The organism is Haladaptatus sp. ZSTT2 (genome assembly GCF_037081775.1).
In the GTDB taxonomy this organism is placed as follows: Archaea; Halobacteriota; Halobacteria; order Halobacteriales; family Halococcaceae; genus QDMS2.
Genome location: NZ_JBAMHQ010000001.1, coordinates 2,495,852 through 2,517,011 on the forward strand (window position 1 = coordinate 2,495,852; position 21,160 = coordinate 2,517,011).

At 60.1% G+C, this 21,160-nt stretch carries 24 protein-coding genes; 13 read left to right on the top strand and 11 right to left on the bottom strand.

Annotated elements, in window-relative coordinates; translation table 11 throughout:
* Positions 1–44: 44 nt before the first annotated feature.
* The 4 genes from V5N13_RS13565 to V5N13_RS13580 all read left to right on the top strand — a co-directional run bounded on the left by V5N13_RS13565 (position 45) and on the right by V5N13_RS13580 (position 3,105).
* Positions 45–1,781, top strand: coding sequence for a Rieske (2Fe-2S) protein (locus V5N13_RS13565; protein ID WP_336361194.1), 1,737 nt, complete (start codon positions 45–47; stop codon positions 1,779–1,781).
* 62 nt (positions 1,782–1,843) lie between these two features.
* On the top strand, positions 1,844–2,056 hold the full coding sequence (locus V5N13_RS13570; RefSeq protein WP_336361195.1) for a hypothetical protein: 213 nt from the start codon (positions 1,844–1,846) through the stop codon (positions 2,054–2,056).
* Between the two features lie 64 nt (positions 2,057–2,120).
* Entirely contained in the window at positions 2,121–2,603 is a 483-nt protein-coding gene (locus V5N13_RS13575; RefSeq protein WP_336361196.1) for a hypothetical protein, read from the top strand.
* 208 nt (positions 2,604–2,811) lie between these two features.
* Positions 2,812–3,105 carry a GYD domain-containing protein gene (locus V5N13_RS13580; protein ID WP_336361197.1) on the top strand — a complete coding sequence of 98 codons (294 nt, stop codon included), beginning with the start codon at positions 2,812–2,814 and terminating at the stop codon, positions 3,103–3,105.
* A 219-nt stretch (positions 3,106–3,324) separates the two neighbouring features.
* Here the strand turns inward: V5N13_RS13580 and dnaK are convergent, their stop codons facing one another.
* The 3 genes from dnaK to V5N13_RS13595 all read right to left on the bottom strand — a co-directional run bounded on the left by dnaK (position 3,325) and on the right by V5N13_RS13595 (position 6,387).
* A complete protein-coding gene (gene dnaK, locus V5N13_RS13585) occupies positions 3,325–5,205 on the bottom strand; it encodes a molecular chaperone DnaK (RefSeq protein WP_336361198.1) in 1,881 nt (626 codons plus the stop codon).
* 159 nt (positions 5,206–5,364) lie between these two features.
* Complete coding sequence (locus V5N13_RS13590; protein WP_442905078.1) at positions 5,365–6,012, bottom strand: nucleotide exchange factor GrpE; 648 nt, start codon at positions 6,010–6,012, stop codon at positions 5,365–5,367.
* Between the two features lie 6 nt (positions 6,013–6,018).
* Positions 6,019–6,387 (bottom strand): hypothetical protein, encoded by a 369-nt coding sequence (locus V5N13_RS13595; protein ID WP_336361200.1) that lies wholly within the window; start codon positions 6,385–6,387, stop codon positions 6,019–6,021.
* Positions 6,388–6,510: 123 nt separating this feature from the next.
* On the opposite strand from V5N13_RS13595, the gene V5N13_RS13600 reads away from it, so the two are divergent.
* The gene (locus V5N13_RS13600; RefSeq protein ID WP_442905079.1) at positions 6,511–7,860 is read left to right on the top strand and encodes a DEAD/DEAH box helicase family protein; all 1,350 of its coding nucleotides are present in this window, start codon (positions 6,511–6,513) and stop codon (positions 7,858–7,860) included.
* 1 nt (position 7,861) lies between these two features.
* Here the strand turns inward: V5N13_RS13600 and V5N13_RS13605 are convergent, their stop codons facing one another.
* Positions 7,862–8,338 carry a hypothetical protein gene (locus tag V5N13_RS13605; RefSeq protein WP_336361202.1) on the bottom strand — a complete coding sequence of 159 codons (477 nt, stop codon included), beginning with the start codon at positions 8,336–8,338 and terminating at the stop codon, positions 7,862–7,864.
* 82 nt (positions 8,339–8,420) lie between these two features.
* Here V5N13_RS13605 and V5N13_RS13610 point away from each other — a divergent pair, with 82 nt between their 5' ends.
* Positions 8,421–9,917 carry a DUF790 family protein gene (locus V5N13_RS13610; RefSeq protein ID WP_336361203.1) on the top strand — a complete coding sequence of 499 codons (1,497 nt, stop codon included), beginning with the start codon at positions 8,421–8,423 and terminating at the stop codon, positions 9,915–9,917.
* A 260-nt stretch (positions 9,918–10,177) separates the two neighbouring features.
* Here the strand turns inward: V5N13_RS13610 and V5N13_RS13615 are convergent, their stop codons facing one another.
* On the bottom strand, positions 10,178–10,696 hold the full coding sequence (locus V5N13_RS13615; RefSeq protein WP_336361204.1) for an Lrp/AsnC family transcriptional regulator: 519 nt from the start codon (positions 10,694–10,696) through the stop codon (positions 10,178–10,180).
* Between the two features lie 185 nt (positions 10,697–10,881).
* On the opposite strand from V5N13_RS13615, the gene V5N13_RS13620 reads away from it, so the two are divergent.
* Together V5N13_RS13620 and V5N13_RS13625 are read left to right on the top strand one after the other, a co-directional pair.
* On the top strand, positions 10,882–11,361 hold the full coding sequence (locus tag V5N13_RS13620; protein ID WP_336361205.1) for a VOC family protein: 480 nt from the start codon (positions 10,882–10,884) through the stop codon (positions 11,359–11,361).
* 24 nt (positions 11,362–11,385) lie between these two features.
* A complete protein-coding gene (locus tag V5N13_RS13625; protein ID WP_336361206.1) occupies positions 11,386–11,931 on the top strand; it encodes a hypothetical protein in 546 nt (181 codons plus the stop codon).
* 1 nt (position 11,932) lies between these two features.
* Here the strand turns inward: V5N13_RS13625 and V5N13_RS13630 are convergent, their stop codons facing one another.
* Both V5N13_RS13630 and V5N13_RS13635 read right to left on the bottom strand, forming a co-directional pair.
* Positions 11,933–12,439: a DUF7122 family protein gene (locus V5N13_RS13630; RefSeq protein WP_332898474.1), complete on the bottom strand. Its 507-nt coding sequence runs from the start codon at positions 12,437–12,439 to the stop codon at positions 11,933–11,935.
* The gene (locus V5N13_RS13635; RefSeq protein ID WP_336361207.1) at positions 12,436–13,362 is read right to left on the bottom strand and encodes an RsmB/NOP family class I SAM-dependent RNA methyltransferase; all 927 of its coding nucleotides are present in this window, start codon (positions 13,360–13,362) and stop codon (positions 12,436–12,438) included. The genes V5N13_RS13630 and V5N13_RS13635 overlap by 4 nt, the downstream gene beginning before the upstream one ends.
* An 89-nt stretch (positions 13,363–13,451) precedes the next feature.
* Between V5N13_RS13635 and V5N13_RS13640 the strand changes: the two genes are divergently transcribed.
* Positions 13,452–14,192 carry a proteasome assembly chaperone family protein gene (locus V5N13_RS13640; RefSeq protein WP_336361208.1) on the top strand — a complete coding sequence of 247 codons (741 nt, stop codon included), beginning with the start codon at positions 13,452–13,454 and terminating at the stop codon, positions 14,190–14,192.
* Positions 14,193–14,558: 366 nt separating this feature from the next.
* Here the strand turns inward: V5N13_RS13640 and V5N13_RS13645 are convergent, their stop codons facing one another.
* Positions 14,559–15,488: a calcium/sodium antiporter gene (locus V5N13_RS13645; RefSeq protein WP_336361209.1), complete on the bottom strand. Its 930-nt coding sequence runs from the start codon at positions 15,486–15,488 to the stop codon at positions 14,559–14,561.
* Between the two features lie 304 nt (positions 15,489–15,792).
* A complete protein-coding gene (locus V5N13_RS13650; protein WP_336361210.1) occupies positions 15,793–16,029 on the bottom strand; it encodes a hypothetical protein in 237 nt (78 codons plus the stop codon).
* Positions 16,030–16,336: 307 nt separating this feature from the next.
* Here V5N13_RS13650 and V5N13_RS13655 point away from each other — a divergent pair, with 307 nt between their 5' ends.
* From V5N13_RS13655 to V5N13_RS13670, 4 genes are all read left to right on the top strand, one after another.
* Entirely contained in the window at positions 16,337–16,486 is a 150-nt protein-coding gene (locus tag V5N13_RS13655) for a hypothetical protein (protein WP_336361211.1), read from the top strand.
* A gap of 90 nt (positions 16,487–16,576) precedes the next feature.
* Positions 16,577–17,698, top strand: coding sequence for a pyridoxal phosphate-dependent aminotransferase (locus V5N13_RS13660; protein WP_336361212.1), 1,122 nt, complete (start codon positions 16,577–16,579; stop codon positions 17,696–17,698).
* A gap of 53 nt (positions 17,699–17,751) precedes the next feature.
* On the top strand, positions 17,752–18,603 hold the full coding sequence (locus V5N13_RS13665; protein ID WP_336361213.1) for a UbiA family prenyltransferase: 852 nt from the start codon (positions 17,752–17,754) through the stop codon (positions 18,601–18,603).
* Positions 18,604–18,639: 36 nt separating this feature from the next.
* A complete protein-coding gene (locus V5N13_RS13670) occupies positions 18,640–19,581 on the top strand; it encodes an ornithine cyclodeaminase family protein (RefSeq protein ID WP_336361214.1) in 942 nt (313 codons plus the stop codon).
* Here V5N13_RS13670 and V5N13_RS13675 read toward each other — a convergent pair whose 3' ends face one another.
* Complete coding sequence (locus V5N13_RS13675) at positions 19,582–19,977, bottom strand: hypothetical protein (RefSeq protein ID WP_336361215.1); 396 nt, start codon at positions 19,975–19,977, stop codon at positions 19,582–19,584.
* The gene (locus tag V5N13_RS13680; RefSeq protein ID WP_336361216.1) at positions 19,974–21,155 is read right to left on the bottom strand and encodes a redox-regulated ATPase YchF; all 1,182 of its coding nucleotides are present in this window, start codon (positions 21,153–21,155) and stop codon (positions 19,974–19,976) included. The genes V5N13_RS13675 and V5N13_RS13680 overlap by 4 nt, the downstream gene beginning before the upstream one ends.
* Between the last annotated feature and the right edge of the window lie 5 nt (positions 21,156–21,160).

Below are 21,160 nucleotides of genomic sequence, written 5' to 3' on the forward strand. Positions count from 1 at the left end.
AGGTTCAGCGAACGGTTATGTTCGCATGACAACAACTGACGCATATGGCTACAGAAGCCGACTTCGTCCCGGTCGCCTCGCTCGCAGCCCTCAAAGCAGACGGGACGACCATCGTTTCACACCACGGCCGCTCGGTCGCGCTGTTCTACCACGAAGACCAGGTGTATGCGGTGGACAATCGCTGTCCGCACATGGGTTTTCCGCTCTCGAAAGGCACGGTCGATGAAGGCGTCCTCACCTGCCACTGGCACCACGCTCGCTTCGAACTCTCCTGTGGCGACACCTTCGACCCGTGGGCCGACGACGTGCAAACGTTCCCCGTCCGCGTCGAGGGTGACGACATCCTCATCGACCCCGACCCCGAACCGACCGTCCCACCGGCCACCCACTGGCGAAATCGACTGGCAGACGGGCTGCAAGAGAATTTACGGCTCGTCATCGCCAAAGCCGTCATCGGCCTCGCAGACGAGGGTGAAGATGTCGCAGTTCCTATCAAAACCGGCGTCGATTTCGGCACCAAGTACCGCGACGCGGGCTGGGGGAGTGGCCTAACCGTCCACGCCGCGATGGCGAACATCCTCCCCGCGCTCTCAGACGTAGACCAGAAACGCGCCCTCTACACCGGGCTCAGGTACGTCGCAAACGACGCCGCAGGCGAGCCGCCGCGCTTCGAGCAACCCGGGTTCACCACCACGGACGTGTCGAAAGATCGCCTGAAGACGTGGTTCCGTGAGACAATCGAAGTCCGGGACAACGACCCCTCAGAGCGCACTCTCCGCACCGCCATCGGTACGCTCTCACCGGAGGAAGTCGCAGAAATCATGTACACCGCCGCGACCGACCACCGGTATCTGAACGCGGGCCACTCCTTTGACTTCGTGAACAAGGCGTTCGAAGTGCTCGACCACATCGGCTGGGAGAACGCCCCAAACGTCCTCCCGACGCTCGTAGACGAACTCACGGGCGCGACGCGCAGTGAGGAACTCTCCTCGTGGCGACAGCCAATCGACGTGGCCGGCCTGCTCTCTGAGGCATACGACAATCTCGATGAAATGGTCGCAACCGGCGCAGGAAAGACGTGGGAGGAACCCGCCGATTTCACCGAAACCCTGCTCGCGGACGACCCACACGCGATTGTCGATGCGCTCGTCGAGGCCGTCAAATCGGGCGCGACCACGACGGAACTCGCCCACGCCGTCTCCATCGCGGCGATGCGCCGAGTCGCCCACTTTGGCACGGCAAACGAGTTCACCGACTGGAACACCGTCCACCACACCTTCACCTACGCGAACGCGGTGGAGCAAGCCACCCGTCGCACCGACGCCACAGAACTGTATCGGGGAATCTTCGACGGCGCGATTTCGGTGTATCTCGACCGGTTCCTCAACATGCCTCCCGCACCACTCCCGGAACCCGGTGAGTCCGACGCCGACCCGGCCGAGATTCGCGCCCGCCTCATGGACGTGTTCGACGAGGAAGGCGAGGTGAACAAGGCAGCAACACTCGTGAGCGAGCACTTCGATGCGGACGGCGACCCAACCGAACTGATGCAGACGCTCGGCGAAGCCCTGCTCCGCGAGGACGCGAACTTCCACACGCTCCAGAACTTAGAAGCCTGCTTCAAGCAGTTCGAGGTGGCAGAATCCGAGTCTGAAAAACGACTCGCGTTGATGACCGTCGCGCGCTACATGGCCGCTCACTTCCCGACGCGCCGGGAGGCAGAACAGACGTTCACGATCGCCTCGCGCTTGCACCGCGGCGAGAAAATTTACGAGGCGTAAGGACAGACAAACTCGACCCTATCTGACACCACCCTTATTATCACCCCGTTTGACGGTGGAGTATGGTCCTCTCACCAGAATCACTCGCGGACCAGTTCGCGAACATCTTCGAAGACGAGTACGACGACGTGATTATCTACGGCGACGAGGAAAAATCCATGATTCTCCACGAAGGCCCGGCTCACATCCGCGCGAACGGCTGGGTCGAAGTACCGGAAGGACGGCTGCTCTCGCCAAACGCGGTGCACCACATCGACGTGCAGGAAAATCTGTAACACATAATACGGACTGGCGTTCCGAGGGCGGTGTGTATTTCTCACCAACCGACGAAGTTCTAGCATGGCTCTTGACGTATTGATTCCAGACCCACCATCACTCTCAGGCCCACAGTCACGGGGTGCGTACGAGGCGATTGACAACCCAGTCGAAAACCCGGAAGACGACTATCGCCGGGAAGAACTCGCGACCATCCTTGCGAGTGGTGCGTGGGAAGACGCATTCGACGAATGGGCGGCTCATACTGGAATGTCCGAAGACAACTTCGCCGTCGTCGTCGAGTACAACCTCGTAGACGACTTCGACTTCTACTGGGATGCGGAAACGGACGAAGTGGGCTACCGGTCGCCAACGCTCCCACAGACTGCTCGCGACCAACTCGACGCAGAAATCGTAGACGATATCGAGTTAGAACTCGACTCCCTCGGCAGGGTCGTCACTGAAATGCTCGAAAATGACTACCTCTTGCGTGACGACGAGACGTTCGGCTTCTTCGCTGATGACGTGTCCGAAAACAGGTACGGATCGCGTGACGAGGAGTTTTAATCATAGCCCGAACCACAGGAGAGACTCGGTTTCCTCCTGAGACCATTGCCTCGCCGTGGGCATCGGGCTGATAAACGTGACAAACGGCCTTTCTGACGTATGTGTCAACAGTTAACACATATTCTCGCCAACTAGTAACTGGCGTTCATTTTGCATGCAGGTGGGGGTCCGCCGAGATGCCACAGGGACGCTATTGAAACCGAAGACTATGCCAACGTACATCACACTCTGGAAGTACACCCAGAAAGGCATCGAAAACATCGATGACAGCCCCGACCGACTGGATGCGGCCACTGACCTCATTTCGTCAGTCGGCGGTGAATTGACGGCGTTCTATCTCACGATGGGGGCGTACGACATCGTGACCATCGCCGAATTCCCAGACGACGACGCAGCGGCGAAAGTACTGCTTCGAATCAGTCAGGGTGGGTCAGTCAGTCCCCACACAATGAAGGCGTGGCCGGAGGCAGACTACCGCGACCTCATTGCGAGTCTGCCCTGAACTCGCACACGACGTGTACTACTTTTTGCGTGCACCTGCGGGATGTGTGACGATAGTGGGAACAGAGGCAAATTAGTCGCTGAAACTCGAACCTAGCTGAAGCGGTCGTCATCCACACGACAAAATTCGAAAAATACGGTGAATTAGGATCCGACGTTAGTTCTCGTCCTTCTCGTCTACGTCCTCAGAAATCGGAGATTTCTGATGGGCTGAAGACGACTACTTGTCGTCGTCTTCAACGTCTTCGAAGTCGGCGTCGACGTACTCGTCGCCACCGTTGGTTTCGGCATCGGCGTCGCCGTCCATGCCACCCATGCCGCCCATACCAGCGCCGCCTGCGGCCTGTTGCTGGGCCTGCTGTTGCTGGTACATGCGCTTGCCAATCTCTTGGAGGCTCTCTGCGAGGTCTTCGGTCGCGGCTTCGAGTTCGTCCGCGTCTGCGTCCTCGTCTTCGAGGGTTGCCTCGACTTCCTCGATTGACGCTTCGATTTCCTCGCGGAGTTCGTCGTCCACGTTCTCCTCGTTTTCGTCGAGCAGGGTCTTTGCACGCTGGACGGAGCCTTCTGCCTCGTTGCGAGCCTCGATGAGGCGACGGCGTTCTTTGTCCTCTTCTGCGTGCTGTTCTGCCTCTTGGGTCATGCGGTCGATTTCATCGTCGGAGAGGCCAGCACCGCCTTCGATGGTGATGGACTCTGCGTTGCCGGAGCCTTTGTCCTCTGCTTCGACGTTCACGATACCGTTTTCGTCGATGTTGAACGTGACTTCGATCTGTGGGGTTCCGGCGGGTGCGGGTGGGATGCCCGTTAGCTGGAACTCGCCTAAGAGTTCGTTCTTGTTTGCAATCTCGCGTTCGCCCTGGAACACGCGAACCTGCACCGAGGTCTGGTTCGGCGCGGCGGTGGTGAACACCTTCGACTCCTCGGTCGGGATGGTCGTGTTCTTCTCGATGAGGCGCTCGAACAGGCCGCCTTTGACCTCGATACCGAGGCTGAGCGGCGTCACGTCGAGCAGGACGATGTCGTCCACATCTCCGGAGAGAACGCCACCCTGAATCGCCGCGCCGAGCGCGACGGCTTCGTCCGGGTTGACGTTCTTCTTTGGCTCTTGGCCAACGACGTCTGCCACCTTTTCGGTGACCTGTGGCATGCGCGTCGAGCCGCCGACGAGGATGACCTCGTCGATGTCGGAGGCGGAGTAGCCCGCGTCTTCGAGGGCCTGCTTCGTCGGGCCGACGGTGCGCTCGATGAGGTCTTTCGTCAGGTTCTCGAACTTCGCACGAGAGAGGTCTTTTTCGAGATGAACCGGGCCATCGTCCGTGGCCGTGATGAACGGGAGGTTAATCTCCGTCTGCTTGCGGCTGGAGAGTTCGATTTTGGCCTCCTCTGCGGCGTCCTTCAGACGCTGGAGGGCCTGCCGGTCGTCGCGGAGGTCGATGCCGTGTTCGGCTTCGAACTCTTCTGCGAGCCAGTCGATGATAGCCTGGTCCCAATCGTCGCCACCGAGGTCGTTGTCTCCGTTCGTGGCGACCACTTCGTAGACGCCGCCGCCGAGGTCGAGGATAGAGACGTCGAACGTCCCGCCACCGAGGTCGAAGACGAGGACTGTCTGGTCTGAGTCGTCGTCTAAGCCGTACGCCATCGACGCGGCGGTTGGCTCGTTGACAATGCGCTCGACTTCGAAGCCAGCGATTTCGCCGGCGTCTTTCGTCGCTTGGCGCTGGCGGTCGTTGAAGTAGGCAGGAACGGTGATGACCGCTTTCTCCAGTTCGTCGCCGAGGTAGTCCTCGGCGTCTCGCTTGATTTTCTGGAGAATCATCGCCGAAATCTGCTCGGGCGTGTAGTCCTCGCCGTCGATATCGACGGCGTACTCATCGCCCATGTGGCGCTTGATCGATTGAATGGTCTTTTCTGGGTTCTGGATGGCCTGGTTTTTGGCCGGTTTCCCGACTAACCGTTCGCCATCGTCGGTGAACGCGACCACCGAGGGCGTGGTTCGGTCCCCTTCACTGTTGACGATAATCTCGGGGTCTCCGCCCTCCATGACCGCGAACGCGCTGTTCGTGGTACCAAGGTCGATACCGAGAATCTTGTTGCTCGCCATCTTGGTGAGCACTATCGCCTTCGTCCGGTTAAAAGTTGCTAGATACGTTGCCTCACACCCACGCCACACAGCGCCTCAGTCGGGCGATTTCAAAATGTGTGTCTGTCTCACATCCTGTGCTTATATGATGACCGCAATTCAACCGCCGCAGTCGCCCGGTTACTCAGCGTCGCTGACCGTCACCTGCGCCGGGCGCAGGACGCGGTCTGCCATCTCGTAGCCCGACTGGAACACCTCTGCGATGGTGTCTGCGGGCTGGTCGCTCTCGACACGCAACATGACTTCGTGGCGCTGGGGGTCTACCTCGCTGCCCGGCTCTGGGCGGATCTCGACTACGTTTTCGTCTTCTAGGATGCGGTCGAACTGCCGAAGCGTCGATTCGACGCCGCTCACGATGTCCGAGTCTGCAGACTCGTCGGCTTCGTCGAGCGCTCGCGCGAGGTTGTCGCGCACGTCGATGAGGCGTTCGACTAGGTCTTCGGTCGCGCGCTGTTTTTCCTGCTCGCGGCGTTTTTTCATCCGCTTTTTGTAGTTCTGGAACTCGGCTTGTTTTCGCTTCAGGCGACTTTCTAAGTCCTCGCGTTCTGCTTCGAGTTCTTCTGTAGCCGCTGCCTGCTCGCGGAGCGACTCGATTTCGCGGGCCAGTTGTTCTGGCTCCGTCTCCGCGACGCGGGCAACGAGTTCAGAAAACGCATCGTCCTCGGTGTCTGCCACGGCCTCTGGGGCGTCCTCGGGTTCTGCGTCAGGCACAGGCTCCTCTGTGCCCTGATTTTCACTCATGCCTAACACAGACGCGCCAGCGGCCATAAAAATTCAGAAATGCGATTCGGCTGGGTGGCCCTGAGTTCCCGCTTCGAGCACAGTTCGACAGTCGCCTAAAAAGCCCACGAGCTGGCGGCCGACGGTCTGCTCCAACGAGATGAGGATGCCTTCGTGTTCTCCACACGGCAGGTGCATGATGAGCGCGTCTTCAAAGACGTGCAGCGACGAGGCAAGTTCACCAAGCTCGAAGGTCGTCTCGTCTGCGTTGGTGGGCGCGACGCGACGAAACCGGTTGGTGAGACGGGCGAAGTAGGCTTCGTCGTGCTTCTGTGCAACGTCTTTTCGCAGAGTGACGACGTGGTAGGAGTGCTCGTCGTAGCAGACGACACCACGAACAGCGCGGCCAGCAGAGCGCTGCACGAAATGGGCAAGTGCCTGTACGTGCATATATGTTTATTGCAATACTACATTTTTTCGTATTAAACTGTGCGATTCCACTGACGGGTGGCGAACGTTAAGTGTCCCCACCGCCGAGTTTCACCCGTGTCTGCGGTCACTCTCACTTTCGAAGACGGGACGATTCGCGTGTCCGGACTCACAGAGCGAACCGCCCGCGACCTCCCGCACGTCGAGTACGACCCTCGCTCGAAGACGGCGCGCGCACCGGCGATGCACTACCCAGAAATTCGTGACGCGCTCGCCGCAGCCGCCGACGTAGACGACTGCGTCCTCTCGCTTGCGGCCGTCCCCTCCCTTTCTTCCACGTACGACCTTCGACCCTACCAACAGGCTGCCCTCGATGCGTGGCAAGCGGCGGGCAACCGTGGCGTCCTCGAACTGCCGACGGGAAGCGGGAAAACCGTCATCGGCCTCGGCGCAATCGAAGCCTTGCAGACCCCGACGCTCGTTGTCGTTCCGACCATCGACCTGCTCACCCAGTGGCGCGACGAACTCGAAACCGAGTTCGACTGCCCGATTGGCCAGCTCGGCGGTGGTGAGCAAACGCTCGAACCAATCACCGTCTCAACCTATCACTCGGCGTATCTCAAAGCCGATTCCATCGGCGACCGCTTCGGCCTCGTCATCTTCGACGAGGTTCACCACCTCGGCGGCGAAGGGTTTCGCCAGATTGCTCGCCTGCTCGCCGCGCCCGCTCGGCTCGGACTCACGGCGACGTTCGAGCGCGAAGACGACGCCCACGAGGTGATCGAGACGCTCGTTGGCCCGCTTTGCTACACCATCGAGATAGACGACCTCGCGGGCGAGCACCTCGCGAACTACGACATCAAACGGCTCACCGTCGAGTTGACGCCGGAGGAACGCCGCGAGTACGAGCGCCACCAGTCGGTGTTCACCGACTACCTCGCCGCCTCGAACATCCACCTCAGAAGCGGGAGCGACTACCAGAAACTTGTGATGCGCTCTGGCACCGACCCCCGCGCCCGCGAAGCCCTGCTCGCCAAACAACGCGCCCGTGAGGTGATGATGAACTCACAGGCGAAACTCGACTCCCTCGCGACCATTCTCAACCGCCATCGCGGCGACCGCATCATTGTCTTCACCGCGCACAACGCCCTCGTCTACCGCATCTCAGAGCGGTTTCTCATCCCAGCGATTACCCACCGGACGGGAACAAAAGAGCGCCGCGATGTTCTCCGAAAATTCCGAAGCGGCGAGTTCTCGCGGGTCGTCACCGCGAACGTGCTCGACGAAGGCGTGGACGTACCAGACGCGAACGTCGCCGTCGTCCTTTCGGGAAGCGGGAGCGAGCGCGAGTTCACCCAGCGCCTCGGGCGAATCCTCCGGCCGAAGGCCGACGGTGGTCGGGCGGTGTTGTACGAACTCGTGAGCAAGGAGACGGCCGAAGAAGGGGTCGCAAACAGACGGCGATAGCTTATTTTGGGAATTTAATCACGAGACTGCCTTTGGCGTCGAACGCTTCCATGGTGACGGGGAAGGGTACTTCGAACGACGCGGTTTCGCCGGGACCGAGGTCGAACATTTTGCCCGCTTGGTAGCTGTCTTCGCCAACGCTGATGTGGATGACGAGCGCCTGTTTGGCCTGCTTTTCGGTCACGTTTTTCGCGGTGCCAGTAATCACGAGGTTGCCAGCGTCGTCTGCTTTGAAATCGAACGCTTCCACTTCGATTGGCGTTGGCCCCTCGCGTTCTTCGCCGTCGTCGATGCTCTGTACGTCTCCTGTCCAATCGTTCGGGTAGTCGACAGTCGTAGTTGTGTCTCCAGAGCCCCCACCAGTTGAACTGGTTTCGGTATCATCCCCACCATTGGAAGAAGAGCATCCTGCGGCAAAACTCAGAGACGCGACTGTCGTTGTCGCGCCAACAGTACGAAGGAAAGTCCGACGTTCCATATCTATCACGTATCCATTCTCTTGTAAGAACGTTGGGGCCATTGTCAGACGATTTTTGTGTAACCCGCACCCAATCTTACGTGTGCTCACGAAAGACCTCCTCCGGGTGTCGCGGGCGGGCGGTGGTTACACGCCACAGTTTGCCAGTCGCGAAGAGCGCCCACTCGCCGCGCGCGTCATCGGAACCTATCAAGGCCACGTCGGCGAGACTCGCGCCCGCTTAGAGGAGGCACTCACTCGCCTCGAAGCCGATGCCGACTTCAAACTCGTTCGCGGGCTTGCCAAACTGGTTGAACGCGAGGCCGTATTCGAGACGGACGCGCCGCTCCCGCCGGAGCGCACTCGGGCAAGCGTGTTCGCCGCCGCAGAAGCCGTCGGCGTAGTGACGGAAGCAGAACGCGCAGAAGCTCTCGAACAAGCTGCTCAGTCGCTGGCCACCACCACGGAAACCGTCTCCCAATCGCTCTACGCAGACCTCGAAGAACGACAGGTGCTCACCTCGCTGTCTGTTCGCTGGACTCCCGACGAACTACTTGCGCAGTACAATCTCTCGCTCGCCCAAACCGCTCTGTTCGACGCGACGGAACTCAGAATCCGAAGCAGCGACCCGAAGGCGCTGATCTCCGCCGTCAAGCGCCTCCGGCTGATGTACGAGATTCGCAAGACGGATGCGAGCCGTGAGGTGGTCGTCACCGGCCCGACCGGCCTGTTCCAGACGAGTCGGCGCTACGGCACGCGCTTTGCCCGCCTGCTCAGGTCGGTCGCAAAGGCTCCCGAGTGGCGCATCGAAGCCACCATCGACGACCGCGGAACAGAACGCCTGTTGACCCTCACGCAGGACGACGTGTCCGTCCCCGGCACGGAGCCGGTCACCGACGTGACGTTCGACAGCGGCGTCGAAGCCGAGTTCGCGGCGCGTTTTACCGCCCTCGACCTCGATTGGAACCTCGTGCGCGAACCCGAACCACTCGAAGCGGGCGCGAGCGTGATGATTCCGGATTTCGCCTTCGACTGGAAGCACGCGCCGTTTCGCATCTATTTCGAAATCATGGGCTTCTGGACGCCCGAATACGTCGCAAAGAAACTCGGGCAGATGGACGTGGTCGAAGACGTCGAACTCCTCGTCGCCGTCGATAGCACCCTCGGCGTCGGCGAAGAAATCGCCGCCCGCGACCACCGCGCGATTCCCTACACCGGCTCCGTCCGCGTCAAAGACGTGGTGGACGTGCTCCGTGAGTACGAACAGGAGTTGGTCGAACAGAGCGCCGCAGACCTCCCAGTAGAACTCTCGCCCGACGAAGCTGTGATTACCCTCGAAACGCTCGCCCATGACCTTGGCGTGAGCGAATCGGTGCTCTCTGACAAGATGTTTCCTGACCACGAACGTGTGGGGCGGACGCTCGTCCGTCCGCACATTCTCGATTCACTACGGAGTGAACTCCACGCTGGAATGTCGCTGAGTGAAGCCGAAACTATGTTTTCGAGGTACGAGGTGGATGACGTGAGTGCGGCGCTCTCCAGATTGGGGTTCCGGGTGGCGTGGGAAGGACTGAGCGGCGGGACGATTCGTGAGAAATAACGTACAAGCAGTCTCTTTTGGGGAGGAAATGGGAGAGGTCTAGAACGGGAAAGAGGGGGGTGGGGGATTCTGATTTTCCTTGCGCTCTCCCATATACTAAAATACTCCATCCGACGATAAACCCATCGTACACTTTATATTCACTATGCTGGATTCAACAGAGAGAACTCCCTTAAATTGCTGTTTTCGCAAACAATTGTGTGTGTTATCTGCATTTGAAGCGATTATTTTGCGGATTCCGAATCATCGTCTCGGATCAGTCACTTATCAGACTCAGTGACTGAGGTATTTTCAGCGTGCGCGTTGCTCTGTTCGGTTCCTTGCAAGAAGAAATGGTTAAACGGCTGAACGTGGCGTTTTCTCATCACTTCCGAGCTCTCGATTTCGCCACCGATGTTGTGGATGGAATCAGTAATCCTTGTCAGATCTCCCGAACTCGTTCCAACCACGTCAACGTGGAGATTCCGACGACCCGTGAGCATCTCACGAACGTCGATAACGCCTTGAATCCCTCGCAATTTCGTCGAATATTCCTCCAGTACCGTCGGCGGTACGCTCACGATAAACGTCACCTGTAACGGGAGGTTTGCCGCTTCGTAGTCAATCTCTGGATGGTATCCTTTGATGATGCCGTCTGCTTCGAGTTGGTCGATGCGATTGCGAACTGTGCTCGCTGAAACGCCAGCCCTATCGGCTATCTGTTGGGCAGTCGTATTCCGAGCGTCTCGTTGTAACATATAGAGAATACTTCGATCAACATCGTCGAGGTCGCGACCCATGAGAGGAAGTACGGAGCGTTCGCTATTACGCTTTCTCGCTCTCACCCGCTCAAATTGGTCTCAAACACTCGAACGCTGGACTGGCTACTACGTATCCCTGCTATAGACGATCGTACGGAGTTCCACTCATCCGGTAATGAGCGAGCGTGGTCAATAATTATTCTACGTTCTGCCGTACACTCCGCATGGCTCCGACCGACACTGAGGCGTATCCGATGCCGCTGTTTTGCCAACTTGCCGTCTCCGACATCGAAGGTTCGCTGGCGTGGTACGACGCCCTCGGCTTCACCACCATCTACGGAATGCCGGTGATGAGCCACGTCCGCTATCGCAAATACGCTGACATCATGCTCGTCGCAGACGAGATGCGCGTTGGCGAGGAACTTCCCGCGTCGCGGGGAAGCGGCCTCTCAATCTACATCAACGTCGAAAACGAGTCGGTCGATGACGTTGCTGCACGGGCCAAAGCGTACGGTGTGGACATCGAGAACGGGCCGACCGACACGCCGTGGAACACCCGCGAAGTCACCGTGCGCGACCCGGATGGCTACCGAGTCGTGTTCACCGAAGTCGCGGACAAAGCTCGCTCGTTTGCCGAAGTCATGGGTGACTCAACTTCGGAGAGCTACGAGTGGGACGAGGCCACGTCGGCCGAAAGCGAATAGCCATCGTCAGGCTTCTACAGCCGTATGGCCGACAGACAACACTCGCTGTGCCTCCACTCGCTGGACGACGCAGCAGGCACTTCTTCGGACGCGTACGCGTGCTTCGTCGATTACTGTAGTTCAAACGGGACGCTCCTCGCGCGGACGGCCGCCGATGCGGAGCACAACCACTGGGGCGTGTATACACGCAAACATCCACTTGACAACCCTTCGGGAAAGCGCGTCAAACGGCTCTCGATGAGCGGTGGGATGGCAGACACCATCGCCCGGTTCATGAGCCCCGAAAACGTGCGGATTTGGGTCGATGCGGAAGAACAGCCGATTCTCGATTTGCGGAGTCGGCAGGCGGATGAGCGCGTCGTCATTTACGTCGATAGCGACCGCAACTCGCTACGTATCAACGACCTTGGCCGGAAGAAAGAACTCCTCGAAATCAGCCTCGGCGAACAGCCAAAAATCGACTTCAAGGGTCTGCCGGTCGAGGGATTAGAACTTGAGGAATACGTCTCGAAAGACCGCTACGAAGCCCTTGAGAAGCGCGTCGAAACACTCGAAAATCAGCTCAAATAGCTCAGTCGAACTGGCGTCCCTTCGGGACGACCGAGCGCAGTTCGCCGTGGAGGTAGAGACCGACGCCGATTGGCTCGGTGACGCCCGCGAGTTCGTGGGCGGCGATGAGATAGCCCCAGTCGCCGTCCCAGTCGGGGTAGTCGATGTCCGTCCCGTGGGCGAATTTCTCGGCTTGGTCTGCGTCGAGGAGAATGACGTTCTTGGTCGCGTGGCGGCCGAAGCGCTGTGCCCCGTTCGTCGTTGGCTTCCAGTGTTCTTGGCGGGTGCGCATGAGCTTCATGCCGAGTCCTTCGATGCTGATTGGTGCGGCCACGTCGCCGCCGAAAATCCAGATTTTCCCCGCGCCCTTCTCCCAGAGCGTGAAGTCGGAGAATACGGACTTTGGGACGCCGTAACGGTCGTGCCAGAAGTTCACGACCTGCTCGCGCGAGGCCCGACCGTCGATTTCCTGTTCGTCGAGGGTTTCTGGGAGCCGGTCGAACTGCTGGCCCACGTTTCCGTCGCTCATTGGCCCACCTCCAACTTCGCACAGAAGAAGCCGCCCGTGTCGTTGTGCTGCGGATAGACGCGCTTTGCATTGGTCACCTGCTCGTCGTACTCCTCTCCCTGCCACTCGGTGATGCCGGGGACGTGTTCGAGGCCGAGGTCGTAGTCTACGACGCGACAGTCCTCTTTGTCGAGGATGTGGTCGAGAACCGCCTCGTTCTCCTCGGGGGCGAACGTACACGTCGAGTAGACGACGGTGCCGCCGGGGCGCGTGATTTGGAGCGCTCGCCGGAGGATGCCTTTCTGAATACCTGCAATCGATTCGACGTGGTCGAGCGTCCACTCATCGATCACGTCAGGATTCTTTCGAACCGTGCCTTCGCACGAACACGGCGCGTCCACGAGCACGCGGTCGAACTGGTCGAAGCCACCGTCGTCGGGCGAGTCGAACGGCTTCATCGAGAAGTTGCGCGCGTCCTGGTTCGTGACCGCGACGCAGGTTGCGCCCAGTCGCTCGGCGTTGAACCGCAGCGCAGAGAGCCGACCGAGATTGTTGTCGTTGGCGATGAGCACGCCCTTGTCGTCCATCTGGGCGGCAATCTGCGTGGTCTTGCTCCCCGGCGCGGCGCAAGTGTCAAAGACGTGGTCGCCCGGTTGTGGGTCGAGCGCGAGCGGCGGCAGCGCAGACACTTCTTCTTGGCCGTGAATCCAGCCGTGGAAGTACGGCCACGTGTTTCCCGGGCTGCTCGTTTCGAGTTTGAGCAGGTCTGGGTTCCACGCCAGTTGCTCGTAGCCGACCCCCTCTTCGTCAAGGGCGGCACAGACCTGTTCTCGCGTTGCTTTCAGCGTGTTCACCCTGACGACGGAGGGCAGCGGGCGTTCACAGGCTGCCCGATAGGCCTCCACGTCGTCCATCAGCGGTTCGTACCGCTCAAGAGCCTCCATTTACCGTCTCTATTCTCGGCGTCCGCTTGTGGGTTTCGAACGCGCACACTGCCCGGGCCCTTATGCAAGTCCGGTGAGTATGCCAATTCATGGCGCACGTCCAACTTCACGACGATTCGCTCGAACTCACAGAGCCAACGCTGGTCGAAGGACTCCCCGGCGTTGGCCTCGTCGGGAAAATCGCGGCCGACCACCTCGTCGAACAGTTCGAGATGACCCACTACGGGTCGCTCCACTGTGAGGGCATCCCCCGCGTTGCGGTGTACGGCAAAGGCGACGGAGCCGTCAAAGCCCCTGTCCGGCTCTACGCCGACGAAGCGCGCGACCTCGTCGTCCTCCAGAGCGACATTCCCGTCTCCCCCTCTCAGGCCGTCGAGTTTTCGAGTTGTCTCACCGGCTGGATCGCAGAACACGACGCAACGCCCATCTTCCTCTCCGGCCTCCCGACCGACAAAGACGCAGACGAACCCGCCCTCTACGGCGTCTCGACCGGCGACGGCGCGTCGCTCCTTGACGCCGCCGACATCTCATTTCCGACCGAAAGCGGCCTCATCTCCGGTCCGACGGGCGCGCTAATAAACCGCGCCGCCGAACTCGACATCACCGGCATCGGCCTCATCGTCGAGAGTGACAAACGCTTCCCCGACCCCGAAGCCGCCCGCATCCTCCTCCTGCACGGCATCGAACCGCTCGCGGGCATCGACGTGGACACCAACGACCTCGTCGCTCGCGCAGAGGAGATTCGCACCGCGAAAGAACAGTTCGCAAAGCGCATGCAGGACGCAGACGAGGAGAGCACGCAGGCGAAGCCGCTTCGGATGTTCCAATGAAACTTTTTGAGAGCGCGGCATAAAGCCGCGCTCGAAAAACTTTCATGAAAAAGGCCGCACCGAACGCGACTCTGTCGCGTTCGAGTGCTGTGCTGAGGGTTGCAGCACCGCGACCACTATCGCACAATACAGCTACCGAAAGTTTGCTGTCTTGGGTGCGTATCACCGATTTCACCTTCTCGGCTCTGTTGAAACCCTCCGTTGTTGGTAGTTTTTCGAGGTTTGTGCTGAATACAGAGCGCAAGTCGGTGAATGTCCGGTCAACAGCTGAATGGAGTGAGTTGGAGGATACAGACCGTAGGTCTCGCAGGTGGCGTATCGAGGCAGTCCGAACAGTTAGGACAGGTCGTCGAACCTGTGTTGCGGCTACAACAGGTCGAGTATCCACCGGCTCAGGTTGATGGCCAAGAGCGATGCTCCTTCAAGCCGATCCAAGTACCCCCTTGTTCCAAGGAGAATGGCGGTGAGCACGGAGAGTCCGAGTAACCACGTCGTAGTTCCGATGGCAGTCTTGACGACTGCAATCGGCGCGACTGTCGATGTAACTCCCAGAATTAACAATATATTGAATACGTTGCTTCCGATGAGGTTGCCGGCCGCGATGTCGCCCATCCCCTTCCGAGCGGCAGCAACAGATGCAACGATCTCTGGGGTAGAGGTACCGACCGCTACAATGGTTTCCCCGATTACCCACTCGGAGAGTCCCGCCGCCCGGGCAACGAACACTGCTGACTCCACGAGAAAGTGGGCACCGACGATGACAGTACCGAGCCCGCCAATGAGGAAGACGACCGTGCTCCATGTGACTCCCTTTCCGTCATCCTGCACCGGTGCCGGCGTATCGGGACGAACGAACAGGATGGCGAGATAGCCAGCGAACACTGACAACAGAACGATTCCGTCGAGACGGCTCACTCGGAGGTCCCACAAAATCGCCAGCAGTAAGAGCGTGGAGGCGACCATCACGGCTCCGTCTCGACGAACCATCCGGGCCGAACTCTGAACACGGACCACAGCGGCAATACCACCGAGAACGATTCCGATATTGAAGAGGTTAGAGCCGACGACGTTCGCCACCGCGATATCACCATTTCCAACGAGTGCGGCATCGATACTAACCGCTGCCTCGGGGGCCGAGGTGCCCATTGCGACCACCGTCAAGCCGATGACGAGTTCCGATAGGCCAAAGCGTCGAGCCACCTGTGCCGCGTTGGAGACGAACGCCTCTGCCCCAATCCACAGTGCCCCGATACTGAGAACGAGCGTGCCGACAGCGACGAGTTCGCTACTCGTCATCTGACTCTCTGGCTCGTGGAGTCCTTCTCTGTCATGTCTGTCTGTATCAAAATCCACACACAATAAACGCATGCTCTCTGGCTACACCCACCTGAGACACACCCACTCCCTTCCTGACGACTGATTCAATATCTTGGCGTCTTGCTGAATTCACCCACTGTATCTCGCATACCTCTCCTGACAGCGACCGGGTAGCTTCCAGTGGCCGTGCTGCATACAGAGCGCGACTTGGACATGCATTTCACCCCCAAGTGCAACGGGTGAATCACAACGTCCTGAAGAACGACCGAATCTTCGGTCGAATTTACCCGGAGATCCCGCTGAGACTGGTCATCGGCGTCGCTCCAGCGACGATCGCACCTGTTGCGAGAAATGCGGCAGACAGAACAACGAAGTCTCCGCTCGGTGAGTAGCCAGCCAAACCAGCCCCTACTTGCACGATGAAAACCGTCACGAAGAAGCTGAGGATGGCAAGCGCTAACATAACAATTGCCGCGACGATACTACTCGCTAACGCACCGAACGAATCAAGGAATCCCATTTAGTAAGCGACCTCTCTTCATAGAGAGGTTTCTACACCTAAACCGGTTGGGTATTGGTTACATCAGCGTACTACTCTGGATCGGCAAGACGGATAGGGGGCTCACCTCCGTTTTGTCACGGAAGGCGTGAGAGGAACGACCACAGTTTGCTGCATACAGCCTCTCTATTCAGCACCCTATCCCTGTCAACATGCAATATTTTCAACAGAGCCACATTCCTTTTTCTGTCCTATCACTGCGAACCAAACCGCTGTCCATCCAACGCATTCTGCCAGTTTGAAATACGGTCGGGTTCAACCTCTCTGTATGACCGAGCTAGAAGACGCCGTCTCAGAGTTCCTGCGGAATGCAAAGAGCGTCTACAACGAGTACGAACGCGGCTACACCGATGCCGACGCCGCCCTGTCAGTGCTCGAAATGCGCATCGAGGAACTGCGCGACGAGTTCGAAAACTAACCTAGCGGCTGGCTATCTCTCGACCCGAATCACGCACCCTGTCCACACACCACACATCAGAGTTATTCTCTCCCCCACCCGACTTCGCCTATGACTGAATTTGCTCGTCGAGTCGAGCGCGTCTCGATTAGTGGCATTCGCAAGGTGTTCGAGGCCGCAGGCCCCGACGCCATCAACCTCGGCATCGGACAACCCGATTTTCCAACGCCCGCACACGTCCGCGAGGCCGCCCAGCAGGCCATCGCAGACGGCGTGGTTGACGCCTACACGCCGAACAAGGGCATCCTCCCGCTGCGTGAGGCCATCGCGGCCAAACACCAACGCGACAACGGCATCGCGGTCGACCCCGAGAACGTCATCGCCACCTCGGGCGGCAGCGAGGCGCTCCACCTCGCCTTCCAGGCCCACGTCGACCAGGGCGACGAGGTCATCTTCCCCGACCCCGGCTTCGTCTCCTACGACGCGCTCACCCACATTGCGGGTGGTGTGCCCCGGCCGCTCGGCCTGCGCGACGACCTGACGATGGACCCGGCAGCTGTCGAAGACGCGATTACCGAAGACACGGCGGCCTTCGTGGTCAACAGCCCCGCGAACCCGACCGGCGCGGTGCAGTCGAAAGCAGACATCAAGGAGTTTGCGCGCATCGCGGATGAACACGACGTGCTCTGTATCTCTGATGAGGTGTACGAACACATCGTCTTTGAGGGCGAGCACTACTCACCGCTCGAATTCGCCGAGACGGACAACGTCGTCGTCGTCAACGCCTGTTCGAAGGCGTACTCGATGACCGGCTGGCGGCTCGGCTGGGTCACCGGCAGCCACCGCCGCGTCGAGCGCATGCTTCGCGTCCACCAGTACGCACAGGCGTGTGCCGCCGCGCCCTCACAGTACGCCGCAGAAGCCGCGCTCTCGGGGCCACAAGACTGCATCGGAGAGATGGTGGCTGCGTTCGAACAGCGCCGCGACGTGGTGTTAGACGGCCTCGCGGACATCGGCCTCGAAACGCCGAAACCTCGCGGTGCGTTCTATGCCATGCCAAAAGTCCCCGAGGGCTTCGTCGACGAAGTCATCGAACGCGGCGTCATCCTCGTCCCCGGTGAGGCGTTCGGCGAGAACGGCGCGGGCTACGCGCGCATCTCCTATGCCACCGGCATCGAGGACCTGAAAGCCGCTCTCGAACTGATGGGTGACGCGGTCGCAGCCGTGCAGTAACGCGTTTTTCCACCCTGCACACGTTTATCAGCTAACACGTCAATGGTACGAGTATGCACGTCGCCCGCCACGGAACCGGTCTCGCCGCGGCGATTCGGGCCCTCGCCTCACAGATTCACCCGGTGTTCATGCTCCCACCCATCGCCGCGTCGTGGTTCGGTGCGGTACTCGCACGTGACCTCTCGCCCTCGCTCGCGGCGCTCCACATGACGGCCGCGTTCTTCGCGCTCTACACCGCCCACGTCAAAGACGGCTACGTTGACTTCTACATCCGCGGTGAGGACGACGAACACCCCCTCTCGTCAGGGGGCGCGAAACTCGCACTCACCCTTTCGTCTGCCGGATTCTTCGTCTGCCTGCTCACCATCGGATACGTCGTGGACGTGTGGGCCGCCCTACTTACGCTGCCGGGCTGGCTCATCGGCTACCTCCACGCGCCCCAACTCGACATGCACGCCCTCACGACGACGATGGGCTACCCGCTCGGGATTTCGATTTCGCTCCTCGGCGGGTTTTACGTCCAGACGCAGACGCTCACGCTCCCGGTGTTCGCCTTCGCCGCCGTCTTTCTCACCATCCTTTCAGGGGTGAAAATCATCGACGACGCACAGGACTACGACTACGACCGCTCCATCTCGAAACACACGGCCGTCGTCGTCCTCGGTACGACCCGGTCGCGGCGAGTCGCGTATCTGCTCATGACTCTCGGCCTCCTCGCTATCCTCTGCCTCTCTGCACTCTCGGTGTTCCCAAAAAGTGCAGTACTCGCTGTGCTCGGATTCGGCATCGTCGCCCTGTTCGCCCGCCGTGCTGGCCCCGAACTCGCTACGATGCTCCTGATTCGCGGCTCCTACGTCTTTCTCGCGCTGTTGCTCGTCGCCGTTTGGTTTCGGCCGCTCGGGTGAACAGTTTTCAGTATTCCGACCGTTTTCTAGCGTAGCATGCAGACCTTCCCCATTCTCTCTGACGACGACGTACTCGCAACAATCGACACCGCAGACGTCGTCGCAACCATGGCACTCGCCATCCGCGAACACGCCTTTGGCAATCTCGTCTCGCCACCACGATTCAGCGTCGATGTCGAAGATGGGTCGCTCGTGTTCACCGCGGGGGCCGCGACGGGCGAGGTGCAGGCGCTCGGCTTCCGCGTGTACGAAACCTTCCGCGACGACTCGCCGGAACACACCCAACTCGTCGCCGTCTTCGACAGCCAGACAGGTGCGTTCAAAGGCCTCGCCCTTGGCGACCAGATTGGCTTGCTTCGAACCGGGGGTATTGGCGGCGTCGCGGTCGAACACCTCGCCCGCGAGGATGCGGCGACGCTCGCGCTCATCGGGGCTGGAACGCAGGGTCGGATGCAGGCACGGGCCGCTGCGAGCGTTCGAAACCTCGATGAGATACGCGTCTTCTCACGAACGCGCGACAGCCGCACGGATGCGACGATGGAACTCAACGCCGAACTAGATGCCCACGTCGTCGCCGTCGAGAGCGCGAAAGCCGCCGTTGAGGAGGCTGACATCGTCATCTGCGCGACGACGAGTCGCAACCCGGTGTTCGAACACAAATGGCTCGCGCCGGGTGCGCACGTCACGACGCTCGGCCCGAAGTACGTCGGCGCTCACGAACTCCCGATGGAGACGGTCAAACGCGCTCACACCGTGGTCACCGACTCGCTCGTACAGGTCGAGGGCTACGCCGAGTACAAACAGCCGTTTTTCGTAGAAGGCGACCGACGCGCCGAGATAGTCGAACTTTCGACGGTGGTTGCGGGCGACCACGCCGGGCGAAAGCGCGAGACCGACCTGACCGTGTTCTGCTCGGTCGGCCTCGCTGGGACAGAAGTTGTGTTGGCCGACGAAATCCTGCGGCGGGTCGGCGAGTAATCAGTCGAGTCGCGTCGCCAGTCGGTGACAGCGGTCTATCCACTCCACGTCGTAGGCTTCCGGTGAGAGCACGCGACCCGAAAGGTCGGGAATCGTTTCGACGCCCTCCTCTGCACACCAGTCAATACATTCGACGTACACCGGGAAGTCGTCGCTCGTGCGGATTTCCGGGTCGTAGGTGACCGGGAGTTTCATACACCCGGCGAGGTGCGCCACGAACGCCCGGGTGTGGCCGTCTGCGAGGTACGTCTCGCCTTCGTACTCGAACACCGGCAGCGGGCCGAACGTCGGCCCGTCGAAGTCGAACCAGTTCATCACGGCAGTGAGTTTCTCACTCGACAGGTAGAGTTGGCTTGGCTTCACCTCGGCCAGCTCCACCCACGCAGTGTGGCTCATTTGGCCGACGAGACGATTTTGATGACGTCGCCTTCGTCGAGTTCGTGGTTCTCTGCGATGCGTCGATTCGACTTTGCATCGACGGCGTGGAGGTACGCGTCGCCGATGTCCGAGTGGACCGCGTAGGCGAGGTCGTGGGGCGTCGACCCCCGCGGCAGGAGGAAGGCGTCGGGGAGAACGTTTCCTTGGCCGTCGGTCCACTTGCCCTCGTTCTGGACGGGGTAGGCGGTAAAGTGGTCGAGCAGGTCGTAAACGGCGATGTTCAGCGCCTTTTGGACGCCCGTGCCGCCGAACTCGGCCATCACGTCGCGAATTTTCTCTAAGCCTTTTTTCTGCGGTCCAGAAAGGTCACCGAGAATATCGAAGTCCTCGTCGCCGGGGTCGTAGGCGATGAGTCCGGATTTTGTGCCCTGGCGCAGCGCGAGTTCGCCGTCTGCGGTGGTCGGGATGACAAGGTCTGCGGCCTCCCGGAGGCGTTCTACGTTCTCCAGCGGCGCAATGTCCGCCTTGTTTGCGACGATGACGATTGGCTTCGTCTGGGCGCGGATGTCGCGCGCGAGGCGCTCGCGGTCTGCGTCGGTCCACTCCTGTGGGTTGTCCGGATAGTCGAGGTCGCGCAGAATCGTGGTCACGTCGTGTTCGGTCGCACCGACGCCCGTGAGCAGTTCGGTGAGCGCCTCGTCGATGTCGAAGCCGGGCGAGCGCGACTGGCGCGTGACCGACTCCCAATTCTTGTTCAAAATACCGGCGAGCCAGAGGTCCATCTCCTCTTGGATGAACGTCACGTCTTCGACGGGGTCGTGGTCACCGATTTCGACGGGTTCGCCCTCGGCGTTCGTCCCGCCAGAGGCGTCCACGACGTTCAGAATCACGTCGGCGTTCGTGAGCGCGTCCAAAAACTGGTTGCCGAGGCCACGTCCCTCGTGTGCGCCCGGAACGAGGCCAGCCACGTCGAGCAACTCGATGGCGACGTAGCGCTTGCCATCGTGGCAGTGTTCGTTGTTACAGCGTTCCTCGCGGGTGAGACACGGACATTCCGTTCGCACATAGCTCACCCCGCGATTCGGGTCGATGGTCGTAAACGGGTAGTTGGCTACGTCCACCTCGGCGAGGGTAGCGGCTTTGTAGAAGGTTGACTTGCCGGCGTTTGGCTTCCCGGCAAGCGCGATAGAGAGCATGTGCT

Coding starts and splice junctions, on each gene's coding strand:
- V5N13_RS13605 (WP_336361202.1), bottom strand. CDS start 8,338: ATGGAACGTCGGACTTTCCTTCGTACTGTTGGCGCGACAACGACAGTC.
- V5N13_RS13635 (WP_336361207.1), bottom strand. CDS start 13,362: ATGGAGGCTCTTGAGCGGTACGAACCGCTGATGGACGACGTGGAGGCC.
- V5N13_RS13675 (WP_336361215.1), bottom strand. CDS start 19,977: ATGAGCCACACTGCGTGGGTGGAGCTGGCCGAGGTGAAGCCAAGCCAA.
- V5N13_RS13580 (WP_336361197.1), top strand. CDS start 2,812: ATGCCAACGTACATCACACTCTGGAAGTACACCCAGAAAGGCATCGAA.
- dnaK (WP_336361198.1), bottom strand. CDS start 5,205: ATGGCGAGCAACAAGATTCTCGGTATCGACCTTGGTACCACGAACAGC.
- V5N13_RS13565 (WP_336361194.1), top strand. CDS start 45: ATGGCTACAGAAGCCGACTTCGTCCCGGTCGCCTCGCTCGCAGCCCTC.
- V5N13_RS13640 (WP_336361208.1), top strand. CDS start 13,452: ATGGCGCACGTCCAACTTCACGACGATTCGCTCGAACTCACAGAGCCA.
- V5N13_RS13660 (WP_336361212.1), top strand. CDS start 16,577: ATGACTGAATTTGCTCGTCGAGTCGAGCGCGTCTCGATTAGTGGCATT.
- V5N13_RS13630 (WP_332898474.1), bottom strand. CDS start 12,439: ATGAGCGACGGAAACGTGGGCCAGCAGTTCGACCGGCTCCCAGAAACC.
- V5N13_RS13650 (WP_336361210.1), bottom strand. CDS start 16,029: ATGGGATTCCTTGATTCGTTCGGTGCGTTAGCGAGTAGTATCGTCGCG.
- V5N13_RS13575 (WP_336361196.1), top strand. CDS start 2,121: ATGGCTCTTGACGTATTGATTCCAGACCCACCATCACTCTCAGGCCCA.
- V5N13_RS13620 (WP_336361205.1), top strand. CDS start 10,882: ATGGCTCCGACCGACACTGAGGCGTATCCGATGCCGCTGTTTTGCCAA.
- V5N13_RS13680 (WP_336361216.1), bottom strand. CDS start 21,155: ATGCTCTCTATCGCGCTTGCCGGGAAGCCAAACGCCGGCAAGTCAACC.
- V5N13_RS13670 (WP_336361214.1), top strand. CDS start 18,640: ATGCAGACCTTCCCCATTCTCTCTGACGACGACGTACTCGCAACAATC.
- V5N13_RS13570 (WP_336361195.1), top strand. CDS start 1,844: ATGGTCCTCTCACCAGAATCACTCGCGGACCAGTTCGCGAACATCTTC.
- V5N13_RS13590 (WP_442905078.1), bottom strand. CDS start 6,012: ATGGCCGCTGGCGCGTCTGTGTTAGGCATGAGTGAAAATCAGGGCACA.
- V5N13_RS13625 (WP_336361206.1), top strand. CDS start 11,386: ATGGCCGACAGACAACACTCGCTGTGCCTCCACTCGCTGGACGACGCA.
- V5N13_RS13655 (WP_336361211.1), top strand. CDS start 16,337: ATGACCGAGCTAGAAGACGCCGTCTCAGAGTTCCTGCGGAATGCAAAG.
- V5N13_RS13615 (WP_336361204.1), bottom strand. CDS start 10,696: ATGGGTCGCGACCTCGACGATGTTGATCGAAGTATTCTCTATATGTTA.
- V5N13_RS13665 (WP_336361213.1), top strand. CDS start 17,752: ATGCACGTCGCCCGCCACGGAACCGGTCTCGCCGCGGCGATTCGGGCC.
- V5N13_RS13645 (WP_336361209.1), bottom strand. CDS start 15,488: ATGACGAGTAGCGAACTCGTCGCTGTCGGCACGCTCGTTCTCAGTATC.